Genomic DNA, 24995 nt, shown 5'->3' on the forward strand with positions numbered 1-24995 from the left:
GCGTCTCCGCCGAGTCCATTCGTGTCCGGCATGAGAGCTGGGCCAAGGCTCTGCCGAAGGAGCCGGGCACGCTCTGGGACACCTTGAGCGGGTGGGACCACGACAGCCGGGCCGCACTGTTCGCCCATGTGGTGAGCCTCTCGGTCAATGCGGTGCATGAGGCCTGGAACCGCCGTCCCCGCGCCTTCGCCCATGCCGATAGGCTGGCGCAGGCGGTGTCGCTCGACATGGCAGCCGTCGGATGGAAGCCCACGGTGGACACCTTCCTCGGCAGGGTCACCAAGGCCCGCATCCTGCAGGCGGTGACCGAGGCCAAGGGGGAGCGCCCGGCCGAGCGGATCGCCCACCTCAAGAAGGGCGACATGGCCCGGGAGGCCGAGACCCTCCTCGCCGACAGCGGCTGGCTCCCGGAGGCGCTGCGGACCCAGCCCTTGGACACCGTCGGCGAGGAAACGGCGGAGACCGACGGCGAAACGGCCATGGCCGACAGCGAAGACCTCGCCGACACTGAGGAGCCCGAAGCGATCTCCTCCTCGATCGCTGCCGAATAATCCTCCCCGGGCAACCTGGCCCGCCGTCTGTGGCTCCGCGATCCCCCCTATCGCATGGCCCGGACGGCGGGCCATTTTCTTGGAGCGTCCCCATGACGGATGTGACCCATGATCTGGCCCGGCAGTTGGGGCGGCAGGCGGAGGCAGTCTGCCGCCATTATCTCTCCGCGGGCCGACGGCAGGGGCACTATTGGCAGGTCGGCGATGTTCGCAACTCTCCCGGCCGCTCCATGTTCGTGCGGCTGACGGACACCGCGAAGGGCCCAGCCGGAAAATGGACCGACGCTGCCACGGGCGAGCACGGCGACCTCCTCGACGTGATCCGCGAAAGCCGGGGCCTGCTCAACTTCACCGATGTGGTCGCAGAGGCTCAAGCATTTCTGCGCCTTCCACCAATCTCACCAGACGCGGAAGCTCCTCATGGCGGAAAGCAATGTTCCTCACGTGATCCGGTCATCTCGGCACGACGGCTGTTCGCCGCTGCAGAGCCGATTTCGGGCACAATCGTAGAGGCGTATCTGCGGACCCGCGGCATCTCGGCTTTGCACGAAACCGGAAGCTTGCGCTTTCATCCTCGCTGCTTCTATCGCCCGGCTGCGCACGGGCCCATTCAACCCCTGCCGGCCATGATCGCTGCCGTCACCGACCTCAGGGGACGGATCATGGGCATCCACCGGACGTGGCTCGCTCCGGACGGATCGGACAAGGCGGCAATCGCCACGCCCCGGCGGGCCATAGGTCACCTGCTGGAGCATGCCGTTCGCTTCGGCCGAGTTGATGACGTGATGGCTGCCGGAGAGGGCATCGAGACGATCCTTTCCCTCCGCGGCGTGTTGCCAAGCCTCCCGACGGCAGCGGCGCTCTCGGCCGCCCACCTTTCCGCCATCGCCTTTCCACCCGGGCTACGGCGGCTCTACATCGCCCGCGACACCGATCCGGCCGGCAACAGGGCACGGGACAGCCTCATTGCACGAGCGAACTCCACCGGGATCGAGGCCATCGTGCTCTCGCCGACGCTTGGCGACTTCAACGAAGATCTGCGCGCCTTTGGCGTTGACGCCTTGCGGGCGCAACTCCGATGTCAGCTTGCTCCCGAGGACGTCGCCCGCTTGTCCGTGACGAGCCCATGATCTGGAGTGGCTGCGAGCGGGAATGCTCTTCCGCCACGCTCTGATACCCACCGCCGACAGAGAACCCGCAGCCAGGCCTTCCAGAGGGCGATCGGCCGGCAGTCGTCCCGGACCGGCAATGGCTCCGGCCGGTGATTTTCCGTCGCCGGTGTTTCCCCACGACGCAGGCGTCGCAGGGCCCCGACACGCGGCGTTCCATCGCGAAGCAAAATCCCCGGCCTTCGCCATCCTCCGCTCACGCTCCGGCCCCGCGCTTCCCGCGGGGTGCAGGTCCGACCCGCCCGCCGGCTTCGTCGCCATGAAGGCCGCAAGGCTGCGGTCCAACCGACGGAGCCTCCCATGAGCACCGAGCACGACGGACCCCGCCACGCTTCCTCTCCCACCGATCACCTGCTGCAGGAACTTCAGCTCTATGGCTACCGTCCCTCGGACGACGAAACGGATCCGCGGCCGCTTCCCGATGCCGACCGCATCACCGGCGCAATTGCCGACATCTTCGATGCCCTCATCGCGACGCTGCAAGACACTCGCCTCGAGCCGGACCTTCCCGATCTCCTGTGGTCGACCGTCCATCTCTTCCACCGTGCCGCCGGCCGTATCTCGGGCACCCTTGACGACAACGAGCAAGGCCAGCGCCGCAGCCAGCAGGAACAGGACGGCAGCGAGGTGCGCTCGGCGGAGCTGGAGCGACTCATCGCCGAGGGCCAGAGCCTCATGGAACGCCGCAACACCTTCGAGCTGATGCGCGACGAGGCTGCCGATGCCTTCGAACGGCACACCGGCTCAGCCTGGCGCCCGCGCTCCGGATCCCTGGTGAACCATCGGCACCTCACCGCAGCCCTCATCGACAGCCGCGATTTCCTCGCCGCCCGCAGGCGGGCTGAGACCGAGGTGATGATGCCCACAGGTCCGAAGATCGCCTTTTCCGGCGGCGACACGATGGACCACACGCACATCTGGGCGAAGCTCGATCAGGTCCGCGCGAAGCACCCTGACATGGTGCTGCTGCACGGTGGCTCGCCCAAGGGTGCCGAGAGGATCGCCGCCTGCTGGGCCGATGCCCGTAAGGTGCCGCAGGTCGCGTTCAAGCCCGACTGGACACGGCACGCCAAGGCCGCCCCCTTCAAGCGCAACGACCAGATGCTCTCGGTCATGCCCATCGGGGTCATTATCTTCCCCGGCACGGGCATCCAGGACAACCTCGCCGACAAGGCCCGCAAGCTCGGCATCCCGGTCTATCGGTTCGGGTCAGGCGGCGCATGAGCGCTGCCCCCTTCTCGACCATCGGAATCGAATTTCACGAGCCCTGAACGTTTCTCATGAAAGTGCTGGCTCCATTATCGATTTTCACCGGACTGACGAGCAGGACCTGTACTCATCAGACGTGTAGCTGAACAAAGCCTCCAGAGTCAGCTTATGCAGGGAGACGGCCGCACCTGCCGATCTTCGAGCGACCATCCACCCCCGCTTTTTTGCGCTGATCCTTGGTCCGGCCGAGGGCCTGACGCCATCAACCCGCAAGGGGTCGGCTACGCACCGCGTGCCGCCGCTCCGCTTCGCCGTCGCGGTGATTGCGGCCATCGGCCGGACCAATCGGGCGCCTGTCAGCGGGGGATGGTCCTCCGCTTCGAGCAGGAGCCGGACCCCATGTCCTCTACCGATGCGCAGGCCTTCGCCCTCAGCCTTGCCAAGACCCTGATGGTCGTCATCGTGATCTTTCGCGCCGGCGACGGCAGCCTCTCGGTCGTGCCGGCCGACGAATTCGACGGCGATGCCTCCCAGATCGTCTGGGAGATTGATCCCTTCGCCAGATAGCGGAGGGAGCGCGGAAGTCCCGAGCATCCCCATTGCAGGGATTCCGGCGGCTTTTTCCCTTGCTATGCTGGTGATCGCGCCGCGGTGGTGGTGGTGGAAGGCGCAACCGTCAGAGCTTTCCTTATGGAGATACCACCATGATTTTCCTCGGCATCCTGCTTGGTCTCGCCGCCATCGCGTTATTCTGCTGGCTGCTGTTTACGCTCGCGGTCTTCGCGCTGCCGTTCTTCGCCGCTGTCAGCGCCGGCACTTGGGCACACCAAACCGGCGCGGGCTGGCTCGGTGCGATCGTCGTTGGCCTGATCGCCGGGGGCATCACGCTCGGCATCGGCCAGGTTCTGTTCGCGGTCGTTCGTCCGATGTGGGCGCGGCTCCTCTTTGCGCTCGCCTTCGTCATCCCGGCCGTCATCGTCGGCTATCACGCCACGCATGGCATCGCGAAGCTCGCCATGCCGTCCGAGACGTGGCAGATCGTCTTCTCGATCATCGGCGCTATTGCCATCGGCGTCACGACGCTGTTGCGGGTCGCGGCCAGCGCGTCCAGTTGGGACCTTGCGCAGATCTGAGCACGCTCCATGTCATTCGGCAGGGCCGGAGCCGAAAGAGCCTTGCCATCCATGCTGTCCGAGGATGCGGATCGGTGGCGCCGTCCGGATTGTGGCAGAGGCCCAAGCGGCGGTCGATCGCGATTACTTGAGACGAGACGACGCCACGTGGTCGGTCGCGGACCAGCGCATGATGGGAGCTATCTTATCTGGTCCTACCCGTCGCGGCGGAAGTGCACGGAGCGGCCCGGAACGGGGGACGTGAAGCCGAAGAGGATCGGGCCGGTCTTCTGTGAGGTTGCGGAGGCCGCCATCATCCCCGTTCGGCATCCGTCCGTCGACGCGCCAAGTCGAACAGAGCCATTATTCATGGCTCACCCGATACCGCCCGCAAGCCCATAGAGCAGTCCGAGCACTGAACAGCCTGCCAAAATCGTCATCACGCCGAGGTGGAAGCGGAACACGGCGTTGAGCGCGGCAAGGGTGAGGATCAGGGACGCTGGCCGGATCGACGCCAACATCGGCACCTCCAGGCCCAGTCCCAGCGTGTTCAGCGTGATGATCTCGCCGAACAGCACGTGCAACAGGTGACCTCGTCGGCGCCCGCGTTGATCCTGCTCAAGGCGGTCCTTTCATGCGCACCTATGATGAGGCATAGTTCGCCGGTGAGGCGATGAGGCATATGATCAGGCTCAGGTCGGCAGCGGGGTGGGTGAAGGTGCTGCCAGCGATCCTGGTGGCAATGGCCATGCTGTTCGGACCCATCGCGAGCGCCTATTCCGCGCCGTGCCATGACGAGGATTCGGCATACGCAGCTGCGGCGGATCATCCGTACCAGATCGCCTCGCTTGATCCCGCAGATCATCATCCGGACGAGCCGACCCAACCCGCTGAACACGGAAAGTGCTGCAGCGTCTCCTGCAGTGTCTATGTGCCCGTGGCCGACGGCGCGAGCCTGCACGTTCTGGATCTGACCTTTGTTCGAGAGCCCTTTGATCTCGCCAACCAGGCCGCGGACGGCTTGGCGGTCTTGCCCGGCCTCGATCCCCCGCGTTTCCAGAGCTGATACCGGTCTCAACGCATTTCAGGCGTGAGGCGGACGCGCGAAGCAGCGCCCGTTGAGGGCGCCGGCGCGTCGACGTGCCGCAAGATGCCCCCGAAATCAGCGTCGGCCTCGTGCCGATGGCGAAACGAGGACCTTTCCATGTATGGTCGCGACACGCTTGCCGAGCCTATGGCCGGCACGGCTGCGCTTGGACAATCCGGACCGACTGGCACCGGAACCCCGCGGCAAACCCGAAATGCCCAAGGGAGCGCCTTCTCCAGCGATCCCGGAACGTTCGCTCGCGATTTCTTGTCCTATGGCAGGGACGTGGCCGAGCGCTGGATCCTGTTCTGGGACACGCTGCGCCAGCGGGCCGACAACATGCTGGCGCACGAGCGCGCCGGTAAGCCGGCTCTGCTCGACTTCGACTATGAGGTCCTGCTCGATGCCCGCCGGCTCGAGCGTCCGGCAAACTATGCCCTCCTGCGCGTGACCCGCGTGGGGGACGAGTGCCTGGAAGATTGTCTGGACGCGGCCAAGCCGCCCGTGGTGATCCTCGACCCGCGCGCCGGCCACGGCCCCGGCATCGGTGGCTTCAAGCAGGACTCCGAGGTCGGCATCGCCCTGCACCAGGGGCACCCCGTCTATTTCGTCACCTTCTATCCAGAGCCCGCCGCGGGGCAGACGCTCGCCGACGTGCTTCACGTGCTGCGGCGGTTCGTCGAGGAGGTGTCATGGCGACATTCCGGCGCCGCGCCTGTGCTCTATGGGAACTGCCAGGCCGGCTGGGCGGTGACGCTGCTCGCCGCGAACTGCGCGGGGCTGGCCGGACCGGCCGTGCTGAACGGGACCCCTCTGTCCTACTGGGCCGGCGAGACCGGCATCAACCCCATGCGCATCGCCGCCGGCTTCGAGGGCGGGGCGTGGTTGACACACCTTCTCGCCGACCTCGGGGACGGACGCTTCGACGGCGCCTTTCTGGTGCAGAACTTCGAGGGGCTGAAGCCCGAGGCGGTATGGGAGAAGTACGCGAACCTCTATGCCCACATGGATACTGAGCGGGAGCGGTTCCTCGCCTTCGAGCGCTGGTGGGGCGGCTATTACTTCCTGAGCCGCGAGGAGATCCTCGCCATCGTGGAGAACTTCTTCGTCGGCAACAGGCTGGAGCAGGGCCGCGTCCGGATCTGCGAAGGGTGCCATGCGGATCTCAGGCGCATCCGCAACCCGCTCGTGATCTTCGCATCCTATGGCGACAACATCACGCCGCCCCATCAGGCGCTCGGCTGGTTACCGATCGTGTACCAGGATACGGAAGATCTCAAGGCGGCGGGCCAGCGCATCGTCTATCTCATCAACCGCCATGTGGGTCACCTCGGCATCTTCGTTTCCGCAAAGGTTGCGCGGCTGGAGCATCGGGCCATCCTCGAGAGCCTGCCGCGGATCGAGACGCTCCCGCCCGGCCTCTACGAGATGAAGATCGACAATCCGTCCGGCGATCCCGATTGCCGTGAGGGCGCCTATCAGGTCCGCTTCGAGGCGCGCGAGGTGTCCGACATCCGCTTCGCCCGGCAGGACCCTGCCTTCGAGCGCGTGCGCGACCTGTCGGAGCGCAACGAAGCCTTCTACCGCACGTTCGTCAGCCCCTGGGTACGGGCGCTGACGACGCCCTGGTCGGCGGCGATGCTTGAGACGCTGCACCCAATGCGCACCAGCCGCTACCTGTTGTCGGAAGGCTTTATGCCCTGGATGCGCGATGTCCGATGGCTCGCGGAGCAGGTCGCCGCCGACCGGCATCCGGCCGCAGCGGACAACCCCTTCAAGGTCGAGGAGGAGCACGTCGTCTCGCGCGTCGCCGAGGGGATCGAGCAGGGCCGGCGCCTGCGGGACGCCCTGTGGGAGCGCCTCTTCGACAGTCTCTATGACGGCGTGGGCAGTGCCCACCCAGCCGGTGCGGACCCACAGCACAGGAGTGAGGGCACAGGGCCACAGGATACACGGAGCGGTTTGGATTTCCAGGCGGCCGGCATCAGCCGGACCGCAGCGATAGGAGAGAACTGACTATGACGACGTTTCGCAATCTGATGCTCGCCGGCGCGCTGCTGCTCTCGACGCCGGGCTTCGCCGAGGACGCGCACCATCCGCCGGAGGCCCAGCCTGCTGCGCCCCAGGCTGCCGCGCCGGCACCGCAGCCATCTCAGGCCACGCCGACGCCAGGTGGCCCTCAAGGCATGATGGGGCCGGGCATGATGGGGATGATGGGCCAGGGTGGCATGGGCATGATGGGCGGCGGAAACGCAGGGGCCGGCATGGGGATGAGCCAGATGATGGACCCCGACCGCATCGCAGGGCGCATCGCCTTCCTGAAGGCCGAACTGAAGATCACTGAGGCGCAGCAGCCCCTGTGGAGCGCATTCACGGAAGCGCTCAAGGCCAATCGCGCCATGATGGGTGACATGCAGGAGATGATGATGGCCGCGCAGGGCGGCTCGGCGCCGACCCTGCCGCAGCGGATCGACGGTCACGAGCGCATGCTCGTCGCCCGCCTCGAAGCGGTGCGCCGCCTCAAGGCCGCGCTCGGGCCGCTCTACGCGTCGTTCGACGAAGCGCAGAAGCGCACGGCGGACCAGCTCATGATGCCGGGTGGAATGGGCCCCATGTGAGCGTCGAACCTCGCTGGCGGGTCGGCGATCGCAGCCGGCCTGCTTCGCTCAGGTGGAGGAGGACCAAATGTCCTTGCATGACGACACCGGCCATATGCCGCGGCCCGGCAATGACACCGGCACGCGCGCCCCGCACCGAAGCTTCTGGCGCTCGCCCGGCGGCATCGTCGCCATCGGCTTTCTTCTCGCGGTGGCCTTTCTTTTGTTCTCGGAGCACCGCGTCCATGCGCTGGGGTATCTGCCCTTCCTCCTGCTGCTCGCCTGCCCGCTGATGCACATGTTCATGCATCACGGCCACGGCCATCATGCGGGACACCAGCCAGGCGAACGGCCGCCGGGTCCCGATGGGGGCAACCGATGACCGAGACCTCCGCTTATGGCCTGTGGGGCCTCGTGATCATCAACTCGGCGGTCTTCATCCTGTTTGCGGCAAGCTTCACCCGGCTGCAGACACCGCGGGACTGGCGCACGCTCGGGGCGTTCTCGGCCTTCATCCTTGCCCTGTTCACCGAGATGTACGGCTTTCCGCTGACCATCTATCTCCTGTCGGGATGGCTCGGCCGGCAGTTTCCCGGTGTCGATTTCTGGTCCCACGACGCCGGCCATCTGCTGGAGACCCTGTTCGGATGGCGCGTGAACCCCCATTTCGGGCCGTTCCACATCTTCAGCAATATTCTGATCTTCGGCGGCTTCTGGCTGCTCGTCGCGAGCTGGAACGTGCTTTATGCGGCCCAGCGCGATCACCGCCTCGCGACCGAAGGTCCCTATTCCCGCGTGCGGCATCCCCAGTACGCCGCTTTCGTCGTCATCATGTTCGGCTTCCTGCTGCAATGGCCGACGCTGGTCACGCTCGCCATGTTCCCCATTCTCGTCTCGGTCTATGTGCGGCTCGCACGGCAGGAAGAAGCCGCAGCCCGCACTGAGTTCGGGCCGACGTGGGATGATTATGCCAGCCGCGTCCCCGCCTTTTTCCCCGTATCGGAATTTCATCCGCGACAGCCCCTCGCTCCGGAGACCGCCCTCATGACTGAGCACGACACGCACGCCGGCCACCATCACCACCACGACCATGCAGTTCACCCGCCCGAAGGCGCCGGGATCGCGCCCACGGAAATGGTCAAGGATCCCGTCTGCGGCATGGAGGTGAACCCGGCCACCGCCGGGTTCCGGTCGGACTACGGCGGCAAGAGCTATTTCTTCTGCTCGGCAAAATGCCACGACAAATTCGACGCAAACCCTTCTGCCTATACCGCCGGTGCGGCGGAAACGCCGCCCGCAGCGAAGGGTCAGCCTCAAGGCGTGATCTACACCTGCCCCATGCACCCGCAGATCCGTCAGCTGGGACCGGGCAACTGCCCCATCTGCGGCATGACGCTGGAGCCCGAGGTGGCGACAGGCAAAACCGGTCCCAGCGCCGAGCTCGTGGACATGACGCGCCGCTTCTGGATCGGCCTTGCGCTGGCGCTGCCGGTGCTGGCCCTGGAGATGGGCGGGCACCTCACCAATCTCCACATGCTGCTCGGCGCGCAAGCGTCCAACTGGACCCAGCTCGTGTTGGCAACACCGGTGGTGCTGTGGGCGGGATGGCCGTTCTTCACCCGCGCCTGGCAGTCGCTGGTCACCCGCCGCCTCAACATGTTCACGCTGATCGCCATGGGCACGGGCGTGGCGTGGGCCTACAGCGTGGTGGCGACCTTCGCGCCGCAGATCTTCCCCGCGACCTTCCGCGCCGCCGACGGATCGGTTGCCATCTATTTCGAGGCCGCTGCCGTCATCACAGTGCTGGTCCTGCTCGGCCAGGTGCTGGAGCTGCGCGCCCGCGAGCAGACCGGCGGCGCCATCCGCGCCTTGCTCGACCTCGCCCCCAAAGAGGCGCCCGGCGCGTGCGTGACGACGGCAGCGACGAGACGTGGCGCTGGAGGCGGTCGTGGTGGGCGACCGCCTGCGCGTGCGGCCAGGCGAGAAGGTGCCGGTGGATGGCAAGCTGGTCGAGGGCCGCTCCTCGGTGGACGAATCCATGATCACCGGCGAATCCATGCCAGTCACCAAGGACGTCGGCGCGAAGGTCATCGGCGGCACGCTCAACCAGAGCGGCGGCTTCGTCATGCGCGCCGGCAAGGTGGGGCGGGACACCATGCTGGCGCAGATCGTCCACATGGTGGCCGAGGCGCAACGCTCGCGCGCGCCGATCCAGCGCCTCGCCGACGAGGTATCCGGCTGGTTCGTGCCGGTGGTGATCGCCATCGCGGTCCTTGCCTTTGCGGCGTGGGGCATCTTTGGGCCGGAGCCGCGCTTCGCCCACGGGCTGATCGCCGCCGTGGCGGTGCTCATCATCGCCTGCCCCTGTGCGCTCGGGCTGGCGACGCCCATGTCCATCATGGTGGGCGTCGGTCGCGGCGCATCCATGGGCGTGCTCATCAAGAATGCCGAGGCGCTGGAGCGGTTCGAGAAGGTGGACACGCTGGTGGTGGACAAGACCGGCACCCTGACGGAAGGCAAGCCGAAGGTGGTCGCGCTGAAGACGGCCGGCGCCTTGGAAGAGGACGCGCTCCTGCGGCTTGCGGCGACGCTCGAGCGGGCGAGCGAGCACCCGCTCGCGGCGGCCATCGTCGCCGCGGCGGAGGAGCGCGCCCTGCCTCTCGGCGAGGCCCAGGATTTCGACAGCCCGGTGGGCAAGGGCGTGACTGGCACGGTGGACGGCCAAAAGCTCGTCATCGGCAGCCACCGCATCATGGGCGAGGAAGGCGTGGACCTCTCCCCCCTGTCGGCCGAGGCCGAGGCGCTACGCGCCGATGGTGCCACCGTGATCTTCGTTGCAATGGACGGGCGCATCGGCGGCCTCATCGCCATCGCCGACCCGGTCAAGGCGACCACCCCCGTGGCCTTGGCGGCGCTCCGGGCCGCCGGGGTCCGCGTCGTCATGCTCACCGGCGACAATCGGACGACCGCCGAGGCGGTGGCCCGGCGCCTGGGCATCGACGAGGTGGAAGCAGAGGTGCTGCCGGAGAACAAGGCGCAGGTGGTGACGCGGCTGCGCCAGGAAGGGCGGATCGTCGCCATGGCCGGCGACGGCGTGAACGATGCGCCCGCCCTCGCCGCGGCGGACGTCGGCGTCGCCATGGGTACCGGGACGGACGTCGCCATCGAGAGCGCCGGCGTGACGCTGCTGAAGGGCGATCTCCAGGGCATCGCCCGCGCCCGGCAGCTGAGCCACGCCACCATGAGCAACATCCGCCAGAACCTGTTCTTCGCTTTCATCTACAATGCGGCCGGCATACCGGTGGCGGCGGGCGTGCTCTATCCCCTGTTCGGGCTTCTGCTGTCGCCCATCATCGCCGCCGCGGCCATGGCGCTGTCATCGGTCAGCGTCATCGCCAATGCCCTGCGCCTGCGGCGCACGCCGCTTGGCTAAGGCGTCCTCGTTCTTGGACTGCAGAGACGGATCCGGCTCCAGGGAGGGAACCATGCTGAATTTCGACGGAATGATGGGCTCCGGCATGTGGGGGATGTGGCTGTTCGGCCTCCTGATCCTGGTCCTGGTCGTCCTCGGGATCGCGGCGCTCCTCAAGTATCTCGGCCGATGAGAGTGCGTCCCGGGGACGAAAGGGGTGGGCAGGCCAAGCCTGTCCACCGCCCCCTGTCGGACAGGACCAGCGCGCCTCCCGCGACGATGGTCGGCGGGACCGCCTCAGGACTTCCGGCTGGGATCGAAGGTGATCACGAGCGCGGATGCGAGGAGGGCGAAGACGGCGCCGACGATGAACGTCGCCCGGGCGCCACTGATGTCCCACAGCAGCCCGGCGGCAAGGCTCGCCGCCAGCGTCGCGAGGCCAGTGGCGAGGTTGAACAGGCCGAAGGCTGATCCGCGCAGCGCCGCCGGGGCGTTCTGGGCCACGAGCTTGGCGAGAAGGCCCTGGGTGAGCGCCATGAGCGCGCCCCACAAGCCGATGCCGAGGAACGCCCCCCACAGGCCCGGGACGAAGGCGAGGGAGAGGTCGGCCGCCACCAGCACGGCAAGGCCGCTGAGCAAAAGCCGCTCCGGCGGCGCCTGATCCGACCAGGCGCCGGCGGGTTAGGCGCCGAGGGAATAGACGACATTCATCGCGACGAGCACGAACGGAGCGAGCGCCAGCGGCAGTCCCTCGTCGTAGGCATTCAGGACGAGGAAGGCCTCGCTGAAGCGCGCGAGCGTGAAGACGACACCGATGGCCACGACGACAAGGAAGGGACGTTCGAGGCGCCTGAGATCCGCGATCCGCACCGGTGGAGGCCGGCCTGTTCCAACCGTGCCCACGGACCTGTCCTCGACGCCGAGGACGACGCAGAGCACGGCAAGAGCGCCGGGAACGAGGGCGACCCAGAAGACGGCCCGCATGTCGTCGGCGAACAGCGCCATCAGCGCGACGGCAAGCAGCGGCCCGACGAAGGCGCCCACCGTGTCGAGGGCCTGGCGCAGGCCATAGGCGCGTCCGCGGATCTCGGGCGGGGTGACGTCGGCCGCAAGCGCATCGCAGGGCGCGCCCCGGATGCCCTTGCCGACGCGGTCGGCGAAGCGCGCGGCGAACACCATCGCCGGAGCGCCGGCCAGGGCAAAGAACGGCTTGGATGCGGCGCCGAACCCGTAGCCGAGCAGGATCAGCGGCTTGCGCCGACCGAAGTGGTCCGACAAATAGCCCGAGAAGACCTTCGCGATCTGCGCGCTGGATTCCCCCACGCCCTCGATCATGCCCATCATGGCGACGCTCGCACCGAGGGTGCCGGCGAGGAAGAGCGGCAGCAGCGCGTGGATCATCTCGGACGAGATTTCCATGAACATGCTGACGAAGCCGAGGGCCCAGACGGTCCTCGGGATGGCGGGGCGCGGACCTGCAGCCTCCCGCCAGGCTTCCTGCTGCTTCCTGTCCACCTCGATCGTCAAGCCACCTTCACCACCGCCATCATCCCGGTGGCCATGTGATAGAGGTGGTGGCAGTGCAGGAACCACTCGCCCCTCTGCCCGGCATCGAAGGCGATGGTCACGGGCGTGTGCGGCGGCACCATCACCGTGTCGCGCAGGGCGCCTGCAAAGCGGCGCCCGCCGATGCCCACCACCTGGAAATGGTGGCCGTGCAGGTGCATGGGATGGCTCATGCCGGTGGGGTTCAGGAAGGTCATCTCCACCCGCTCGCCCTGCTGCACGCTGAAGGGCACGTCCTCCCCGTGGATGCGGCCGTTGATGGTCCAGCGATAGCCCGGCTCCTCGCCCAGCATGATGGGGAAGACCTTGTCCGCCCGCCGCGCCGGGAGAGGATTTAAGGCGGAAAGCCGCCCCTCGAAGGCGAGGTCGAGAAGCCCCTGCGGTCTGTCGGCCGTCTCCCCGAGGCGGGCGATGGCAGCACCGGCCGTCGCCAGCACGAAGCCGGTGCGACGGGGCGAGGCCTCCACCTGCGCCAGCACCGGAAAGGCACCGCCCCCTGCCGGGATCTCCACGAGGAGGTCGATGCGCTGTCCCTGGGCGAGCGGAAAGGCATCCGCCACCAGCGGGGCGCAAGGCGTGCCATCGACCGCGATGCAGGTCGCCTTCAGGCCCGGCACGGTTATGAAGAAGGCGGTGGCGGTGCCGCCATTGATGATGCGGAGCCGCACCCGACCGCCCTTCTCCACCTGCACCACCTCGGGATCGGCGAGGGTGCGGCGGTTGGCAAGGAAGGCGTCGTAGGCAACATCGTTGGCGTGCACCATCATGCCGCCGCCTTGCATACCTCCCCCCTGCATCGCGGCGCCCATTCCAGCGCCCGGCCCGGCACCCATTCCCCCCATGCCGTGGCCGGAGTGGTCCATTCCCGGCATCGCCATTCCCGGCATGCCTTGCATCTGCTGGCCCATGCCGTGACCACCGTGGCCGCCGTGTGCGTTCGCTCCGCCGAGTTCGGCCAGGATCTCCTCCGGGCTGCGGAAGGAGAAGTCGTGCAGCATCACCACCACGTCCTGGACATCGCCCGCGTCCGCCTCCCGGGTGACGAGGGGCGCGGCGAGCAATTGCTGCTCGCTCAAGGTGTGGGAGTGCATCCAGTGGGTGCCCGGGGTAAGGCGGAAATCCACCTGATCGATGCCCCGGGGGCAAGTTCGCCGCCATTGGGACGGGCGAGGTCCTGGTCCGGCGGGGCGAAGATCTGGCCGTGCCAGTGCATCACCGCAGGGCTCTGCGAGGCGTTGAGCACCGCGCCGGTGAGCCGGTCTCCCTCCTTGGCGAAGAGGCCCTCGCCGGAAGGGCCCTTAACGGCGAACACCTTCGCCGCCTTGCCGTTCACGTCGAGGGTGAGGCTTTCCACCGTGAGAAGCGGAGCCGCAAGGGCGCGCTGCCAGCCGCTGGAGAAGGCGAGGGCGCCGAGCGCGCGCCACCGGTCAGGACGGCGCGGCGGGAGAGGGCGGATTGGAACACGGGTCGGGTCATGATCGGCCTCTTTGGCTCGTCGCCGGGCAGACGAGGCGAAGCGAAGGGGTTTCGGGCGGTCTTCAATATTTGGCCTGAGCGGAGGCGCCGTCGGGCGCGGAGATCTGGACCACGCCCTTCACGCCCTTTGGGATGGCAACCGCCGCCGTCCCGGCGAGCCGGTTGCCGCCGGCGGGCGAGAGGGGAAAGCGCTGGGCCTTGCCGTCCACCACGAGGATGGCGTTGGCCTTGAAGCCCTCGGCCGCCACCGGCTTGTCGGCGCCGTCGCTCAGATAAAGCGCGACATTGGGCGTGCCGTCGGCCACCAGCTCCGCGTGGTAATGGCCGGCATCCACCCGCACCCCGCCGTTCGCCCCCGCGCCGGGCTCGTGGGCCAGGACGGGCAAGGCGACCAGCGGGAGACTGAGGACGGCCGGCAAAAGGCGGCGAAAGATCATGACAGGCTCCGGTCAGAAGGCGTCCGCGCGGGCGGCGGCGGTGGAGGGGGCGGTCTCCCACGCCGCTGCCACCAGCCGCTCCAGCGGGCGTCGGCCATGGCGCAGGACGAGGACGGGGGTGAGAACGGCGTCGAGCAGCGTGGCACTGACCAGGCCGCCGAAAATGGTGATGGCGACGGGGTGGAGGATCTCCTTGCCCGGAACCTCGGCCCCGCTCATGAGCGGCAGCAAAGCGATGCCGGCGGACGCGGCGGTCATCAGCACCGGCGTCAGCCGCTCCAGGCTGCCGCGCATCACCAGAGCGGGGCCGAACGCCATGCCCTCGGCGATGGCGAGATTGATGATGTGACTGATCTTCAGGATGCCGTTGCGCGCGGCGATGCCGGTGAGCGTCACGAAGCCGATCATGCTCGCCACCGACAGGGGCTGCCCGGCGATCCACAGCGCCACCACCGCGCCGATGAGCGCCAGCGGCACGCTCCCCATGATGATGGCGGCGAACAGCGCCGAGCGGTAGCGGCTGTAGAGGAGCGCGAAAACGAGTAGCGCCGACACTGCGGACAGGCCGCCGATGGTGCGCATGGATTGCTCCTGCGCGGCGAAGGTGCCCTCAAGGCTCGCGGAGATGCCGGCCGGCAGTGCGGTCGCCGCGATCACTTCACGCATGTCGGCCACCACCACCGCCACGTCGCGCCCGCCGGAGGTGTTGGCCAGCACGACGATGCGCCGGCGCCCGCCCTCGCGCAGGATCTGGTTCGGCCCGTCCGTCTCCGTCACCTCGGCGACCTGCGAGAGCGGCACCCAGCCAGAGGGCGTCTCGATCAGCAGGCCCGAAAGTCCCTCCGTGGTGCGCGCCGCATCGGGCAGGCGGACCACCACGTCGAAGCGCCGCGCGCCGTCCACGAGGCGGGAGACCACGCGGCCGTTGGAAAGCCGCTCCAGCGCGTCCGTCACCTGCGCGGGCTGGAGGCCGTAGAGGGCGGCGCGGCCATAATCCACGCGCACCGTCACTTCCGGCACGCGCACCTGCCGCTCCACCTGCAGGTCCGCAAGGCCGGGAATGCCGGCGAGGCGCCCCCGCAGGTCTTCCGCCGTAGTTCGCAGGGTATCGAGGTCGTCGCCGAACAGCTTCAGGGCGATCTCGGCCCGCACGCCGGAGAGCATGTGGTCCAGCCGGTGGGAGATGGGCTGGCCCAGGTTGAAGGCGGCCGGCAGCACCGCGAGGCGGTCGCGGATGTCGGCGGTGATCTCGGCGCGGCTGCGGGCGGAGGGTCCTAGATCCACCTCGATCTCGGAGGCATGGACGCCCTCGGCGTGTTCGTCGAGCTCGGCCCGGCCGGTGCGCCGACCCACCGCCTTCACCTCCGGCACGTCCAGGATGAGCTTTTCGGCGACAAGGCCCATGCGATGGCTCTCGGCGAGGGAAAGGCCGGCCGGAAGGACATGGAGATGGTGAGCGAGCCCTCGTTGAACGGCGGCAGGAAGGCGCGCGGCAGGCCCACGGCGGCCGCCACCGCCGCGAGGAAGAGAAGCGCGGCTGCGCACATCACGAGGCGCTGGTGGCGGAAGGCGGCGGCGAGCAGGCCGGCGTATCCGCGCTTCAGACCCCGCACCAGCACGCTCTCCCGCTCCACATGGCGGCTGAGTGCGGGGAGCAGGTAAAAGGCGAGCACCGGCGTGAGCGTGACGGAGGTGACAAGGCTCGCGAGGATCGAGACGATATAGGCCTGCCCCAGCGGCGCGAACAGTCGCCCCTCGATGCCCGGCAGCGCGAACAAGGGCACGAACACCAGCACGATGATGAGCGTGGCGTAGACGATGCCGGAGCGCACCTCCCGGCTCGCCGCCACCACCACGTCGAATACCGGCCGCGGCGCCGCCGGCGGCGGCATTCTCGCGCAGGCGGCGGAAGATGTTCTCCACGTCCACCACCGCGTCATCCACCAGCTCGCCGATGGCGATGGCGAGGCCGCCCAGCGTCATGGTGTTGATGGAGAGGCCGAAGGCGTGGAACACGATGGCCGTGGCGAGGATCGACACGGGTATAGCGGTGAGCGAGATGAAGGTGGTGCGCCAGTTGACGAGGAAAAGGAACAGCACCACGGCCACCACCGCCATGGCCTCCATCAGCACCTTTTCCACGTTGCCGATGGAGGCGGCGATGAAGTCGGCCTGCCGGAACACCGGCGGCGAAATGCGGATGCCGTTGGGCAGCGTGCGGTTCAGGTCGTTGACCGCGTCCTCCACCGCGCGGTGAGGGCGATCGTGTCCACCTCCGGCTGCTTCTCCACCGAGACGATCACCGCCGGCCGGCCCATGTAGCCGGCATCGCCCCGCTTCATGCGGGCCGCGTAATCCACCTGCGCCACCTGGTGCAGGAAGACGGTGCCGCCGGCGGGGCGGGGCAGCACCAGCCCCTTCAGGTCGTCGAGGCTGAGGGTGCGGCCGATGTTGCGGATCAGGAACTCGCGCCCGCCATGGTCAGCAAAGCCACCGCCCGAATTGGTGCCGAACTGCGCCACCGCCTTTTCCAGCGCATCGAGGGAGATGCCATGGGCGCGCATGGCCGCAGGGTCCGGCGAAACGCGGAACTGCCGCACTTCCCCGCCCATGGGGATGACCTGCGCGATGCCGGGAATGGCGAGCAGGCGCGGGCGGATGATGAAGTCCGCCGCCTCGCGCACCGCCATGGGGGACGCAGTGTCGCTCGTCACCGCGAACATCAGGATCTGCCCCATGATGGAGCTGATGGGCCCCATCTGCGGGGCAACGTTCGCCGGCAGCCGGTCCCGCACCAAAGCGATGCGCTCGGCGATCTGCTGGCGGTCGCGGAAGATGTCGGTGCCGAAATCGAACTCCACATAGAGGACGGAGAGCCCCACCCCCGAGACCGAACGCAGGCGGATGAGGCCCGGCAGGCCGTTCATCGCCGTCTCCAACGGGAAGGTGACAAGCTGTTCCACCTCGGCCGGGGCAAGGCCCTCCGCCTCGGTCATGATGGTGACGGTGGGCCGGTTGAGGTCGGGCAGCACATCCACCGGCAGGCGGGTGACCGCAAAGGCGCCGGTGACCACCAGCACGAGGGACAGCGCCAGCACCAGCAGGCGGTTTTTGAGGGACTGGGTGACGAGGAAGCTGAACATCGGCCGGCCTCAGCGGATCTGGTCGATGAGTTCGGCGCCCTCGGTAACCACGCGGCGATCGGGCGGCAGGCCGGCCACCACCAGCACGCGGCCGGCATCGAGGGGCTCCGTCTTTACCTCGCGCGCAACGAAGCGCTCGGCTGCGACATGTTCATAGACGATGGCCTGACCGTTCGCCCCGCGCACCACCGCCGTGCGGGGATGGCGATGCCCATGCGCGGGGCGCCGGCCTCCGCGAGGACCGTGAGAAACTGGCCTGGACGCAGCCCCTCGGCACCCGCGGTGACGGAAAACTGCAGCGGAACGGCCTGGCTGCGGTCGGACATCCCCGCGCCCAGAAAGGTGAGCGCGACGGAGCGGCCATCGGGCAATCGCCCGGAAGCCCCGGAGCGGCCCATGTCCGGCGAGAAACCCAGCGCCTCCACCCACAGCCGATCCGGATCGATGATGCGGAACACCACAGTGTTCGGGTCCGCCATCTGTCCCGCCACCGCGTCCGAGGTGGCGATGATGCCGGCAACGGGCGCGCGCAGCGCCTCCGGCTCGCGCTGCACCCGCTCCAGCGTGGCGCGGCGAGTCTGTAGACCCTTCAGCTCAATCTCCGTCTCCTCCACCTCGCGGCGGGTGACCGCGTTCTGGATAGCCGACAGGCGCTCATAGCGGCGCTTCACGATGGCGATCTGCTGGTCCAGCTCAAAGCCCTGCTGCTCCAGGTCCTTGAGGTCCGAGGCGCCGATGGGCGGGTGCACGAACGCGAGGATGTCGCCCGCCGCGACCTTGGTGCCGAGCGGCTTGAAGCCGCCCTGCGGCGGTGCCAGCCGCCCACCCACCGCCGTCTGCACGAGCCCGCTGGCATTGGCATCCGGCACCACCCGCCCCGGCAGTTCCACCGCGCGGGCATGGCTGGCGGAAGCCGTGACGATGGTGCGCACGCCGAGGATGCGCTGGCTGGGCTTCGGCACGATCACCGAGCCGTCGGGCAGGCGCTGGGCCGCATCGCGTGCGGAAGGCTTCGGCGTATCCGCGGCCTGCGCATCCGGCGGGAGCGCGGCGGAGGCAAGCCCCAGACCGGCAGCGAGAACGAGTGCCGCCGTGCGCCGCCGCAGCGACATCAAGAGCACGGCCGCGAGAAAGCCGATAACGACGCCGGCACCCAAGCCCAATTGCGATCCGCCCAGCAGCGCCAGCGCCGCCGGCGCAGTGGCTCTGGGGTCGGCCGTCACCGAAGCCGCAGGCACCGTGAGAGTGGTTGCGAGCACGTCCACCGTGCCGCCGGCCGTGACCGTGAAAGCGAGGTCGTGCGTGCCCGGCTTCGCGGCGAACGGAGCGGCAACCACATAGGTGCCGGGCTCCTCGGGCTTTGCGGTCTGCGCGCCTTCGGGCGTGTCCATTTCGATGGTCGCGCGGTCCACCGGCGCGTTGTCGGTGAAGCGGTCGAGGTGGATGGCGAGGATGCCGTCGCGCAGCACTGCCACCAGCTCGAAATCGGCGGAGGCGGCCTCGGCACGGGGGGCGAGAGACGTTACCTGAGGCGCGGCAGGCGCGCCGTGGTCGTGGCCTTCGTGCGCCATCGCGCCCGTCGCCAGCACCAGGCCGGCGAGAAGGGCCCACGACCCAAGGCCAACTCTCCGCATGAAATGACGCACCATCCTTCAACCCGTCCGATCCTCAATCCGGTACGGGAGCCAGATAGCGCACGGGCTGTCACGCCGCGTATCGCTTCTGTATCAGTTTGTTTCAGTCTGGAGCTTGGGCAGGCGCACTGTCGCGACGAGGCCGCCGCCGGCGCCGTTGGCGAGGGTCAGCGTGCCGCCATGGGCCTCGGCCACCGCACGGGCGATGGGAAGGCCGAGCCCCACCCCGCCGGTGGACCGGCTGCGCGAGGTGTCGAGCCGGACGAAGGGTTCGAGCACGGCGGCGAACTGGTCCTGCGGAATGCCTGGGCCTTCGTCCTTCACCGTCAGCACCGCCTCGGCGCCCTCCTCCGCGAGCACGACATGCGCGGCGCCGCCATAGAGAAGCGCGTTCTCCAGCAGGTTCGACACCATCCGCTTCAGGCTGACGAGGCGGCCTGCCACCACCAGGCGCGGCGGGGCTGCAAGATCGGCGGCAAGGCCCCGGTCGCGGGCATTGTCCACCAGCGTCTCCACCAGCGCCACGAGGTCGAGCGGGCGTACCGGCTCCTCGCTGGCCTCGCCGCGCAGGTAGGACAGGGTGGCGTCCACCATCTGCTCCATCTCCGCCACGTCCGCCGCCATGGCCTCGCGCAGGGCGGGGTCGCCCACGTCCTCCATGCGGAAGCGCAGGCGTGTCATGGGCGTGCGCAGATCGTGGGAGACGGCGGCGAGGGCCTGGGTGCGCCGCTCCATCAGCTCCGCGATGCGAGCCTGCATGCCGTTGAAGGCGTGGGCCAGCTCCCGCACCTCCGTCGGGCCGGTCTCCGGGAGCCGCACCAGAGGGGCGTCCGGAGGCAGGGCCGCGACGGTCCGCGCCATGGCCCTGAGCGGCCGCGTCAGCCAGGCGGCGATGGCGAGCGACAGCAGCAGCACGCCCGTCGCCATGAGGGTCGTGGAGAGCACCGATCCGTGCGTCCCGGCCGCCTGCGGCATGGAGGCGAACAGGCGGGCGTTCAGCCAGCTGCCGTCCGGAAGGCGCACGGCGACCAGGCTGAGGTGCGGATCGGTGCCCGCGCCCACCAGCACATCCTGCGGTCCGAGGTCAGGCGCCAGCGTGCGCACGTCGTCGGCGAGGCGCTGCCATCCCTCCGCGGCATGGGGGCCGGGTGCGGCCATGGCTTCCCGGCTCCAGTGCGCGTCGATGGCGCCGCCGGACAAGTCATGGGCCACATCCTCGCGGCTTTCCGGCGGCGCTGCTGCCAGCGACCGGCGCAGCGCGACGATCTGGTCGGCGAGGCGGATGGCATGGGCCGCATGGCGCTCGCGCTCCATGGCGTGCTCGTAGGTCCACAGGCTCAGCACATGCACGACGACGATGCCCAGCACCGCCACCACGGCGGTGCGGACGGCGAGGCTGTCCGATGCGCGGATCAGGGCGCGGATCACGAGCGTTCCACCTCCGGGACGAAGAAATAGCCGGCGCCGCGCACGGTCTTCACCATCTCCGGTCCGCCATGGGACTCAAGCTTCTTGCGCAGCCGGCTGACCTGGATGTCGATGGCGCGGTCGAAGCCTGTGGCGGTGCGGTTCTTGGCAGCGTCCATCAGCTGGTCGCGCGTCAGCACCCTTTGGGGATGTTCGAGGAAGGTCAGGAGCAGGTCATATTCGCCAGTCGACAGATCCACCACCACGGCTTCGGGATTGGTCAGCTCGCGCCGGCGGGTGTCGAGGGTCCAGCCGGAAAAGGCGAGCAGGGTGCCCCCGGAAGCCGTGGCGTCGCCCGAAGGCCGCATGCGCCGCAGCACCGCATGGATGCGCGCGAGCAGCTCGCGCGGATTGAAGGGCTTCGACAGATAGTCGTCCGCACCGAGCTCCAGCCCCACGATCCGGTCCACGTCGCTGCCGCGCGCGGTGAGCATGATGATGGGCACGTCCGACGTGCGGCGGATGTCCCGGCATAGGTCGAGCCCGCTCGTGCCGGGCAGCATGATGTCGAGGATGATGAGATCCACCGCCCCCGCCTTCATTGCCTCGCGCATCTCGCGCGCATCCTGTGCCGCGGTGACCTTGTGCCCGTGCTCGCGCAGGAACTTGCCGGCGAGGCGTCGGATCTCGGCATCATCATCGACGATCAGGATATGGCATTCGGGAGACACGGGGTGACGCACTCCTGCGAGGCCGTCCTGCGGGCGCGACGGCTGCTCTGCGGACAAGCCCTTTTATCCCAGCCGGCGTGCTTCGCCATACGAAGTTGGCGCAGGCAAGAAATCGCCTTGCACCGCGCCCGCGCTGATGCCGGCCGACGGAGCGTGCTCCCGTGAAAGACCATGCCAGCCGAGCCAGCCGGTGTAGAGGCCGACCATCAGGATCAGCGCGGCCGAGGCATAGGGCGCGCGCCGGGCGAAGGCGCTGAAGCCCGACCAACGTTGCGAGACGTGCCGGACGCTGAGGGCCGCGAGCACGCCGGCCGACACCAGCGTGAGCGCCAGGCCGATGCTGAAGCACAGGACCAGCACGAAGCCGAGGCTGAAGACCTTCAGCTGCATGCAGATCAGCAGCACGGTGATCGCCGCCGGGCACGGGATCAACCCGCCCGTCAGTCCGAAGACGATGATCTGCCAGGTGGTCACCGGGCGGCCGGCAAAGCGATTGCGGATATCGGCGGCGTGGGCGCGGGCGTGGGCGTCGTCCTCGTCGCCGAGATTCATGTGGGCATGGTCATGCTCCTCGAACACGAGGGCATGGACCTCCTCCCCGCCGTCGGCGAGGCGCATGCGAAGCTCCACTGAAAAGGCATGGGGCTCGGGAATATCGTGCGTGCTCTCGAGGAATTCACCCCGGTGCACGAACGGGAAGACCTGACGGCCGCCGCCGGGCCGCAGGGTTTCGAGAAGACGCGCTCGGCGTCAGGAAGCATGCGCCCGCCGGGGCTGGAGATGCGCCACCGCGGCGGCACGCCATCCTCGAAGATGTCGAGCGCCAGTTCCCCTTCTGCGGTCGAGAGGAGACGGGTCTTGTCCTCATGGTGGTGATGCGCGTCGCTCTGCTCGCGCCACGTCCGCCAGGCCATCCAGGCGGCGATGGTGATGATCGCCACGGCTGAAGCGAGCTGAAAATAGGGTTCGCTGGCCTCGCCACCCCATTGCTGCCCGAAATACAGCCCCCCGAGGGCAATGAGCCAGACCACCGCCGTGTGCGAGGCCGTTGCGGCGAGGCCCAGCAGGACGGCCTGGGTGAGCGTGCCGCGGATGGCGATGATGAAGGCGGCCATCATCGTCTTGGAATGGCCCGGCTCAAGCCCGTGCAGGGCACCGAGCAGGATGGCCGAGGGGATGAACAGCCAGGCGTGCGCGGCCCCCTGCTGGAGCAGGTCTGTAAACGCAGTCATCTTGCTCTCAGATCACTTGAGGTAGGTGCGGACGACCTCGATCAGGTCGGCGGCGCCTTTGGCACGCTCGGGGTCCGGCTCGGCGTCCGGGTTCACCACGTGATGGCGGATGTGGTCCTCCATCAGCTCCGCCGTCAGTCCGTTGATGGCGCCGCGCATGGAGGCGACCAGCATCAACACGTCGGTGCAGCCGATCTCGGCTTCCAGCGCGCGCTCCACGGCTTCGGCCTGCCCCTTGATTCGGCGGATGCGGGCGAGAAGCTTGGTCTTGTGCTTGATCGTGTGTGCCATCACGGGTTTATAATATAGGGGGTACCCTATATAAATCGTTCCTTTCGCTCGGCGGCAGGGCCAAATACGGGAACTTGCGGAACCGGCCGCGGACATCGGGGCGGACGGGCTTTTGGCAATCTGCGCAATGACCCCGATGTGGTGGAACGGCCCTCGGGCTGATAGACATAGCTGGGGATGGATGCCGACGGCATCCTCTCCTTTTTGTTGCTGGTGCTTCTGACAGTTGGGATCGTTGCGCTTGTCCTCTCCTTCTTTGGAGGCGCCGTGCGGATCGGTAACGATCGAAGCCTTTCGCGAGGCCTCGACATTCTCGGTGAGTACTGCGCGAAGGGAGAAATCCAGCGCGACGAATACCTCCAGGAAAAGCGCGACCTCAGCGCCTGATCCGGACCGGGTGACGTCGCGGAGCCATGACAATGAGCAAGATGGCGATCTCATTAGCGGGTGCGATCATTCTCATCGCTGGAGCAGGTTTACTCGCCATGACGGGAGCCTCACGGGGACAATCGGATGGCGCGCGCGCAGGCGACCCGGCGCTAGGAAGCCATGTGGCCGATGCCAAATGCGCCGAGTGCCACGGCGCGGATTGCAATAGCAGCGAATCGCAATTTCCGAAACTGGCGGGTCAAAGTCCGGCTTACCTTTATCGCCAACTCTGGGCCTTCAGGAATGGGACTCGCAGGTCGGACATCATGGCGCCAATCGCGGCAGACCTCGGCGACGCCGACATGGCGAATGCGTCGAGCTTTTATGGCAAGCAGTCGCGCAAGGCGGACGCGGTCAAGGACCAACGCTTGGCGGCGATTGGAGAGCGCATCTTCTTCGCGGGAATGCCCGCTTGCGCCATGTGTCACCGTGCGTCCGGCCAACGCGGCATGCCCGTGACGGGCATGATGGGAGGCGGCATGATGGAGCGGATGCCGATGATGGGCATGATGGCCGACGCTCCCTATCTGAATGGACAGCATGCGGCATATATCGTCGATCAATTGGATCGCTTCGCGAGTGGCGCGCGTCCGTCGTCGACAATGATGGGCCGTATCGCGGCGGCGCTGAGCGAAGCCGATAAGAGGGCCGTGGCCGAATATCTCTCCGGCCTGCGTTGAACTTTCCTATATTCGCGTCTTGCAAGAACGCCTTGGGAGTGAACCATGAGCTATTATTTCGCCAAAACGCTTGCGCTCGGCTTCGATGACGCCGTGCGGCTGACGACTGAGGCGCTCAAGCGCGAGGGTTTCGGCATCATCACCGAGATCGACGTCAGGGACACTCTCAAGAAGAAGATCAATGTCGATTTCCGTCCCTACCGCATTCTCGGCGCCTGCAACCCGGCGCTTGCCCACGAGGCGCTTGAGATTGAGGACAAGGTAGGCACGATGCTGCCGTGCAACGTCATCGTGCAGGACAAGGGGGACGGCAACACCGAAGTGGCGGCGATCGATCCCGTCGCCTCAATGCAAGCGATCGACAATCCGCGGCTCAAGCAGGCGGCCGAACACGTCCAGGCGAAGCTCAAGAGCGTGATCGGTTCGCTCTGACACGGTTTCGGGCGCATTGCATCCTCATGGGTCGCTCCCGGCGCCTGGATTTATTTAGGCTTACTGGAAAGGGCGCGTCGCCGCATTATCACGTTGAATGCGCGGACTATTCCGCGCAAATGGATGATAGCATCTCGGTTCCAGAGAGATCTTCCTTGCTTCGATTTTCTGCCTTCGGCTTGGCTCTGGTCGCGGCGGATCGTGCAGCGGCGCAGGATTCGGGCAAGAAGACGCCGATCGATACGGCACTGATCGTATAGGTCAATCTGTCGGGCTCGGTCGGCGGGGGTTCTGCTCCGCATAATTGCGAGGGTGGAAGGCGGGCGCCCCGCGGGAAGCGGAGCGCCCGTGGCCGGTCATCGCGACCAGATGAGCTTGTGCTCGCCCTTGTCGCCCTGGA

19 protein-coding genes and 6 pseudogenes are annotated in these 24995 nt (G+C 67.8%); 14 read left to right on the plus strand and 11 right to left on the minus strand.

All coding sequences use genetic code 11. The features are described from left to right. The 5 genes and pseudogenes from AC2W7M_RS03505 to AC2W7M_RS03525 all read left to right on the plus strand — a co-directional run. Positions 1-551, plus strand: a pseudogene (locus AC2W7M_RS03505) (DNA-binding protein); the annotation flags it as partial. Positions 552-643: 92 nt separating this feature from the next. After that, a complete protein-coding gene (locus AC2W7M_RS03510; RefSeq protein ID WP_149577259.1) occupies positions 644-1681 on the plus strand; it encodes a DUF7146 domain-containing protein in 1038 nt (345 codons plus the stop codon). A 339-nt stretch (positions 1682-2020) separates the two neighbouring features. Further along, positions 2021-2944, plus strand: a complete 924-nt coding sequence (locus AC2W7M_RS03515) for a DUF2493 domain-containing protein (protein ID WP_012116552.1) — start codon at positions 2021-2023, stop codon at positions 2942-2944. 384 nt (positions 2945-3328) lie between these two features. Continuing rightward, positions 3329-3496, plus strand: coding sequence for a hypothetical protein (locus AC2W7M_RS03520; protein WP_188079546.1), 168 nt, complete (start codon positions 3329-3331; stop codon positions 3494-3496). A gap of 137 nt (positions 3497-3633) precedes the next feature. Beyond that, positions 3634-4062: a hypothetical protein gene (locus AC2W7M_RS03525; RefSeq protein WP_012116554.1), complete on the plus strand. Its 429-nt coding sequence runs from the start codon at positions 3634-3636 to the stop codon at positions 4060-4062. Between the two features lie 353 nt (positions 4063-4415). Here the strand turns inward: AC2W7M_RS03525 and AC2W7M_RS03530 are convergent, their stop codons facing one another. Beyond that, complete coding sequence (locus tag AC2W7M_RS03530) at positions 4416-4625, minus strand: hypothetical protein (protein WP_012116555.1); 210 nt, start codon at positions 4623-4625, stop codon at positions 4416-4418. Between the two features lie 128 nt (positions 4626-4753). On the opposite strand from AC2W7M_RS03530, the gene AC2W7M_RS03535 reads away from it, so the two are divergent. The 6 genes and pseudogenes from AC2W7M_RS03535 to AC2W7M_RS03560 all read left to right on the plus strand — a co-directional run bounded on the left by AC2W7M_RS03535 (position 4754) and on the right by AC2W7M_RS03560 (position 11158). Continuing rightward, positions 4754-5107, plus strand: a complete 354-nt coding sequence (locus tag AC2W7M_RS03535) for a hypothetical protein (protein ID WP_232847539.1) — start codon at positions 4754-4756, stop codon at positions 5105-5107. Between the two features lie 138 nt (positions 5108-5245). Continuing rightward, positions 5246-7144 (plus strand): DUF3141 domain-containing protein, encoded by a 1899-nt coding sequence (locus AC2W7M_RS03540; RefSeq protein ID WP_149577258.1) that lies wholly within the window; start codon positions 5246-5248, stop codon positions 7142-7144. 2 nt (positions 7145-7146) lie between these two features. Further along, positions 7147-7746: a Spy/CpxP family protein refolding chaperone gene (locus AC2W7M_RS03545; protein WP_149577257.1), complete on the plus strand. Its 600-nt coding sequence runs from the start codon at positions 7147-7149 to the stop codon at positions 7744-7746. A 67-nt stretch (positions 7747-7813) separates the two neighbouring features. Then, a complete protein-coding gene (locus AC2W7M_RS03550; protein WP_188079545.1) occupies positions 7814-8107 on the plus strand; it encodes a DUF2933 domain-containing protein in 294 nt (97 codons plus the stop codon). Between the two features lie 152 nt (positions 8108-8259). Continuing rightward, positions 8260-8616 (plus strand): annotated as a pseudogene (locus AC2W7M_RS03555) (methyltransferase family protein); the annotation flags it as partial. Between the two features lie 153 nt (positions 8617-8769). Beyond that, positions 8770-11158 (plus strand): annotated as a pseudogene (locus AC2W7M_RS03560) (heavy metal translocating P-type ATPase). A gap of 276 nt (positions 11159-11434) precedes the next feature. Here AC2W7M_RS03560 and AC2W7M_RS03565 read toward each other — a convergent pair. The 10 genes and pseudogenes from AC2W7M_RS03565 to AC2W7M_RS03610 all read right to left on the minus strand — a co-directional run bounded on the left by AC2W7M_RS03565 (position 11435) and on the right by AC2W7M_RS03610 (position 23054). Continuing rightward, positions 11435-12562, minus strand: a pseudogene (locus AC2W7M_RS03565) (MFS transporter). 98 nt (positions 12563-12660) lie between these two features. After that, positions 12661-13827 (minus strand): multicopper oxidase family protein, encoded by a 1167-nt coding sequence (locus tag AC2W7M_RS03570; RefSeq protein ID WP_486130113.1) that lies wholly within the window; start codon positions 13825-13827, stop codon positions 12661-12663. Continuing rightward, positions 13776-14057, minus strand: a complete 282-nt coding sequence (locus tag AC2W7M_RS03575; RefSeq protein ID WP_486130115.1) for a cupredoxin domain-containing protein — start codon at positions 14055-14057, stop codon at positions 13776-13778. Before AC2W7M_RS03575 ends, AC2W7M_RS03570 begins: the two co-directional genes overlap by 52 nt. A gap of 184 nt (positions 14058-14241) precedes the next feature. Further along, positions 14242-14616, minus strand: coding sequence for a hypothetical protein (locus AC2W7M_RS03580; protein WP_149577254.1), 375 nt, complete (start codon positions 14614-14616; stop codon positions 14242-14244). Between the two features lie 12 nt (positions 14617-14628). Beyond that, a pseudogene (locus AC2W7M_RS03585) lies at positions 14629-17759 on the minus strand (efflux RND transporter permease subunit). A gap of 113 nt (positions 17760-17872) precedes the next feature. Further along, a complete protein-coding gene (locus AC2W7M_RS03590) occupies positions 17873-19330 on the minus strand; it encodes an efflux RND transporter periplasmic adaptor subunit (RefSeq protein WP_486130117.1) in 1458 nt (485 codons plus the stop codon). A 156-nt stretch (positions 19331-19486) separates the two neighbouring features. Further along, positions 19487-20821 carry an ATP-binding protein gene (locus tag AC2W7M_RS03595; protein WP_209483288.1) on the minus strand — a complete coding sequence of 445 codons (1335 nt, stop codon included), beginning with the start codon at positions 20819-20821 and terminating at the stop codon, positions 19487-19489. Further along, positions 20818-21531, minus strand: a complete 714-nt coding sequence (locus AC2W7M_RS03600) for a response regulator (RefSeq protein WP_149578547.1) — start codon at positions 21529-21531, stop codon at positions 20818-20820. Before AC2W7M_RS03600 ends, AC2W7M_RS03595 begins: the two co-directional genes overlap by 4 nt. 63 nt (positions 21532-21594) lie before the next feature. Then, positions 21595-22763, minus strand: a pseudogene (locus AC2W7M_RS03605) (nickel/cobalt efflux transporter). A gap of 12 nt (positions 22764-22775) precedes the next feature. Beyond that, positions 22776-23054 (minus strand): metal/formaldehyde-sensitive transcriptional repressor, encoded by a 279-nt coding sequence (locus AC2W7M_RS03610; RefSeq protein WP_138399103.1) that lies wholly within the window; start codon positions 23052-23054, stop codon positions 22776-22778. 177 nt (positions 23055-23231) lie between these two features. Between AC2W7M_RS03610 and AC2W7M_RS03615 the strand changes: the two genes are divergently transcribed. The 3 genes from AC2W7M_RS03615 to AC2W7M_RS03625 are packed head-to-tail and all read left to right on the plus strand — an operon-like array spanning position 23232 to position 24595. Continuing rightward, positions 23232-23441 (plus strand): SHOCT domain-containing protein, encoded by a 210-nt coding sequence (locus tag AC2W7M_RS03615; protein WP_149578544.1) that lies wholly within the window; start codon positions 23232-23234, stop codon positions 23439-23441. A gap of 32 nt (positions 23442-23473) precedes the next feature. After that, the gene (locus AC2W7M_RS03620) at positions 23474-24163 is read left to right on the plus strand and encodes a c-type cytochrome (RefSeq protein ID WP_245327175.1); all 690 of its coding nucleotides are present in this window, start codon (positions 23474-23476) and stop codon (positions 24161-24163) included. A 45-nt stretch (positions 24164-24208) separates the two neighbouring features. After that, positions 24209-24595, plus strand: a complete 387-nt coding sequence (locus AC2W7M_RS03625) for a DUF302 domain-containing protein (protein ID WP_149578546.1) — start codon at positions 24209-24211, stop codon at positions 24593-24595. Positions 24596-24995: the final 400 nt, after the last annotated feature.

It is taken from the genome of Xanthobacter sp. BG11Y11_SDJG (assembly GCF_057364445.1).

Bases quoted from the DNA above. Each gene is read 5' to 3' on its own strand.
- AC2W7M_RS03510 (WP_149577259.1), top strand. From the start codon at position 644: ATGACGGATGTGACCCATGATCTGGCCCGGCAGTTGGGGCGGCAGGCG.
- AC2W7M_RS03515 (WP_012116552.1), top strand. From the start codon at position 2,021: ATGAGCACCGAGCACGACGGACCCCGCCACGCTTCCTCTCCCACCGAT.
- AC2W7M_RS03520 (WP_188079546.1), top strand. From the start codon at position 3,329: ATGTCCTCTACCGATGCGCAGGCCTTCGCCCTCAGCCTTGCCAAGACC.
- AC2W7M_RS03525 (WP_012116554.1), top strand. From the start codon at position 3,634: ATGATTTTCCTCGGCATCCTGCTTGGTCTCGCCGCCATCGCGTTATTC.
- AC2W7M_RS03540 (WP_149577258.1), top strand. From the start codon at position 5,246: ATGTATGGTCGCGACACGCTTGCCGAGCCTATGGCCGGCACGGCTGCG.
- AC2W7M_RS03545 (WP_149577257.1), top strand. From the start codon at position 7,147: ATGACGACGTTTCGCAATCTGATGCTCGCCGGCGCGCTGCTGCTCTCG.
- AC2W7M_RS03550 (WP_188079545.1), top strand. From the start codon at position 7,814: ATGTCCTTGCATGACGACACCGGCCATATGCCGCGGCCCGGCAATGAC.
- AC2W7M_RS03580 (WP_149577254.1), bottom strand. From the start codon at position 14,616: ATGATCTTTCGCCGCCTTTTGCCGGCCGTCCTCAGTCTCCCGCTGGTC.
- AC2W7M_RS03590 (WP_486130117.1), bottom strand. From the start codon at position 19,330: ATGGCGCACGAAGGCCACGACCACGGCGCGCCTGCCGCGCCTCAGGTA.
- AC2W7M_RS03610 (WP_138399103.1), bottom strand. From the start codon at position 23,054: ATGGCACACACGATCAAGCACAAGACCAAGCTTCTCGCCCGCATCCGC.
- AC2W7M_RS03615 (WP_149578544.1), top strand. From the start codon at position 23,232: ATGGATGCCGACGGCATCCTCTCCTTTTTGTTGCTGGTGCTTCTGACA.
- AC2W7M_RS03620 (WP_245327175.1), top strand. From the start codon at position 23,474: ATGAGCAAGATGGCGATCTCATTAGCGGGTGCGATCATTCTCATCGCT.
- AC2W7M_RS03625 (WP_149578546.1), top strand. From the start codon at position 24,209: ATGAGCTATTATTTCGCCAAAACGCTTGCGCTCGGCTTCGATGACGCC.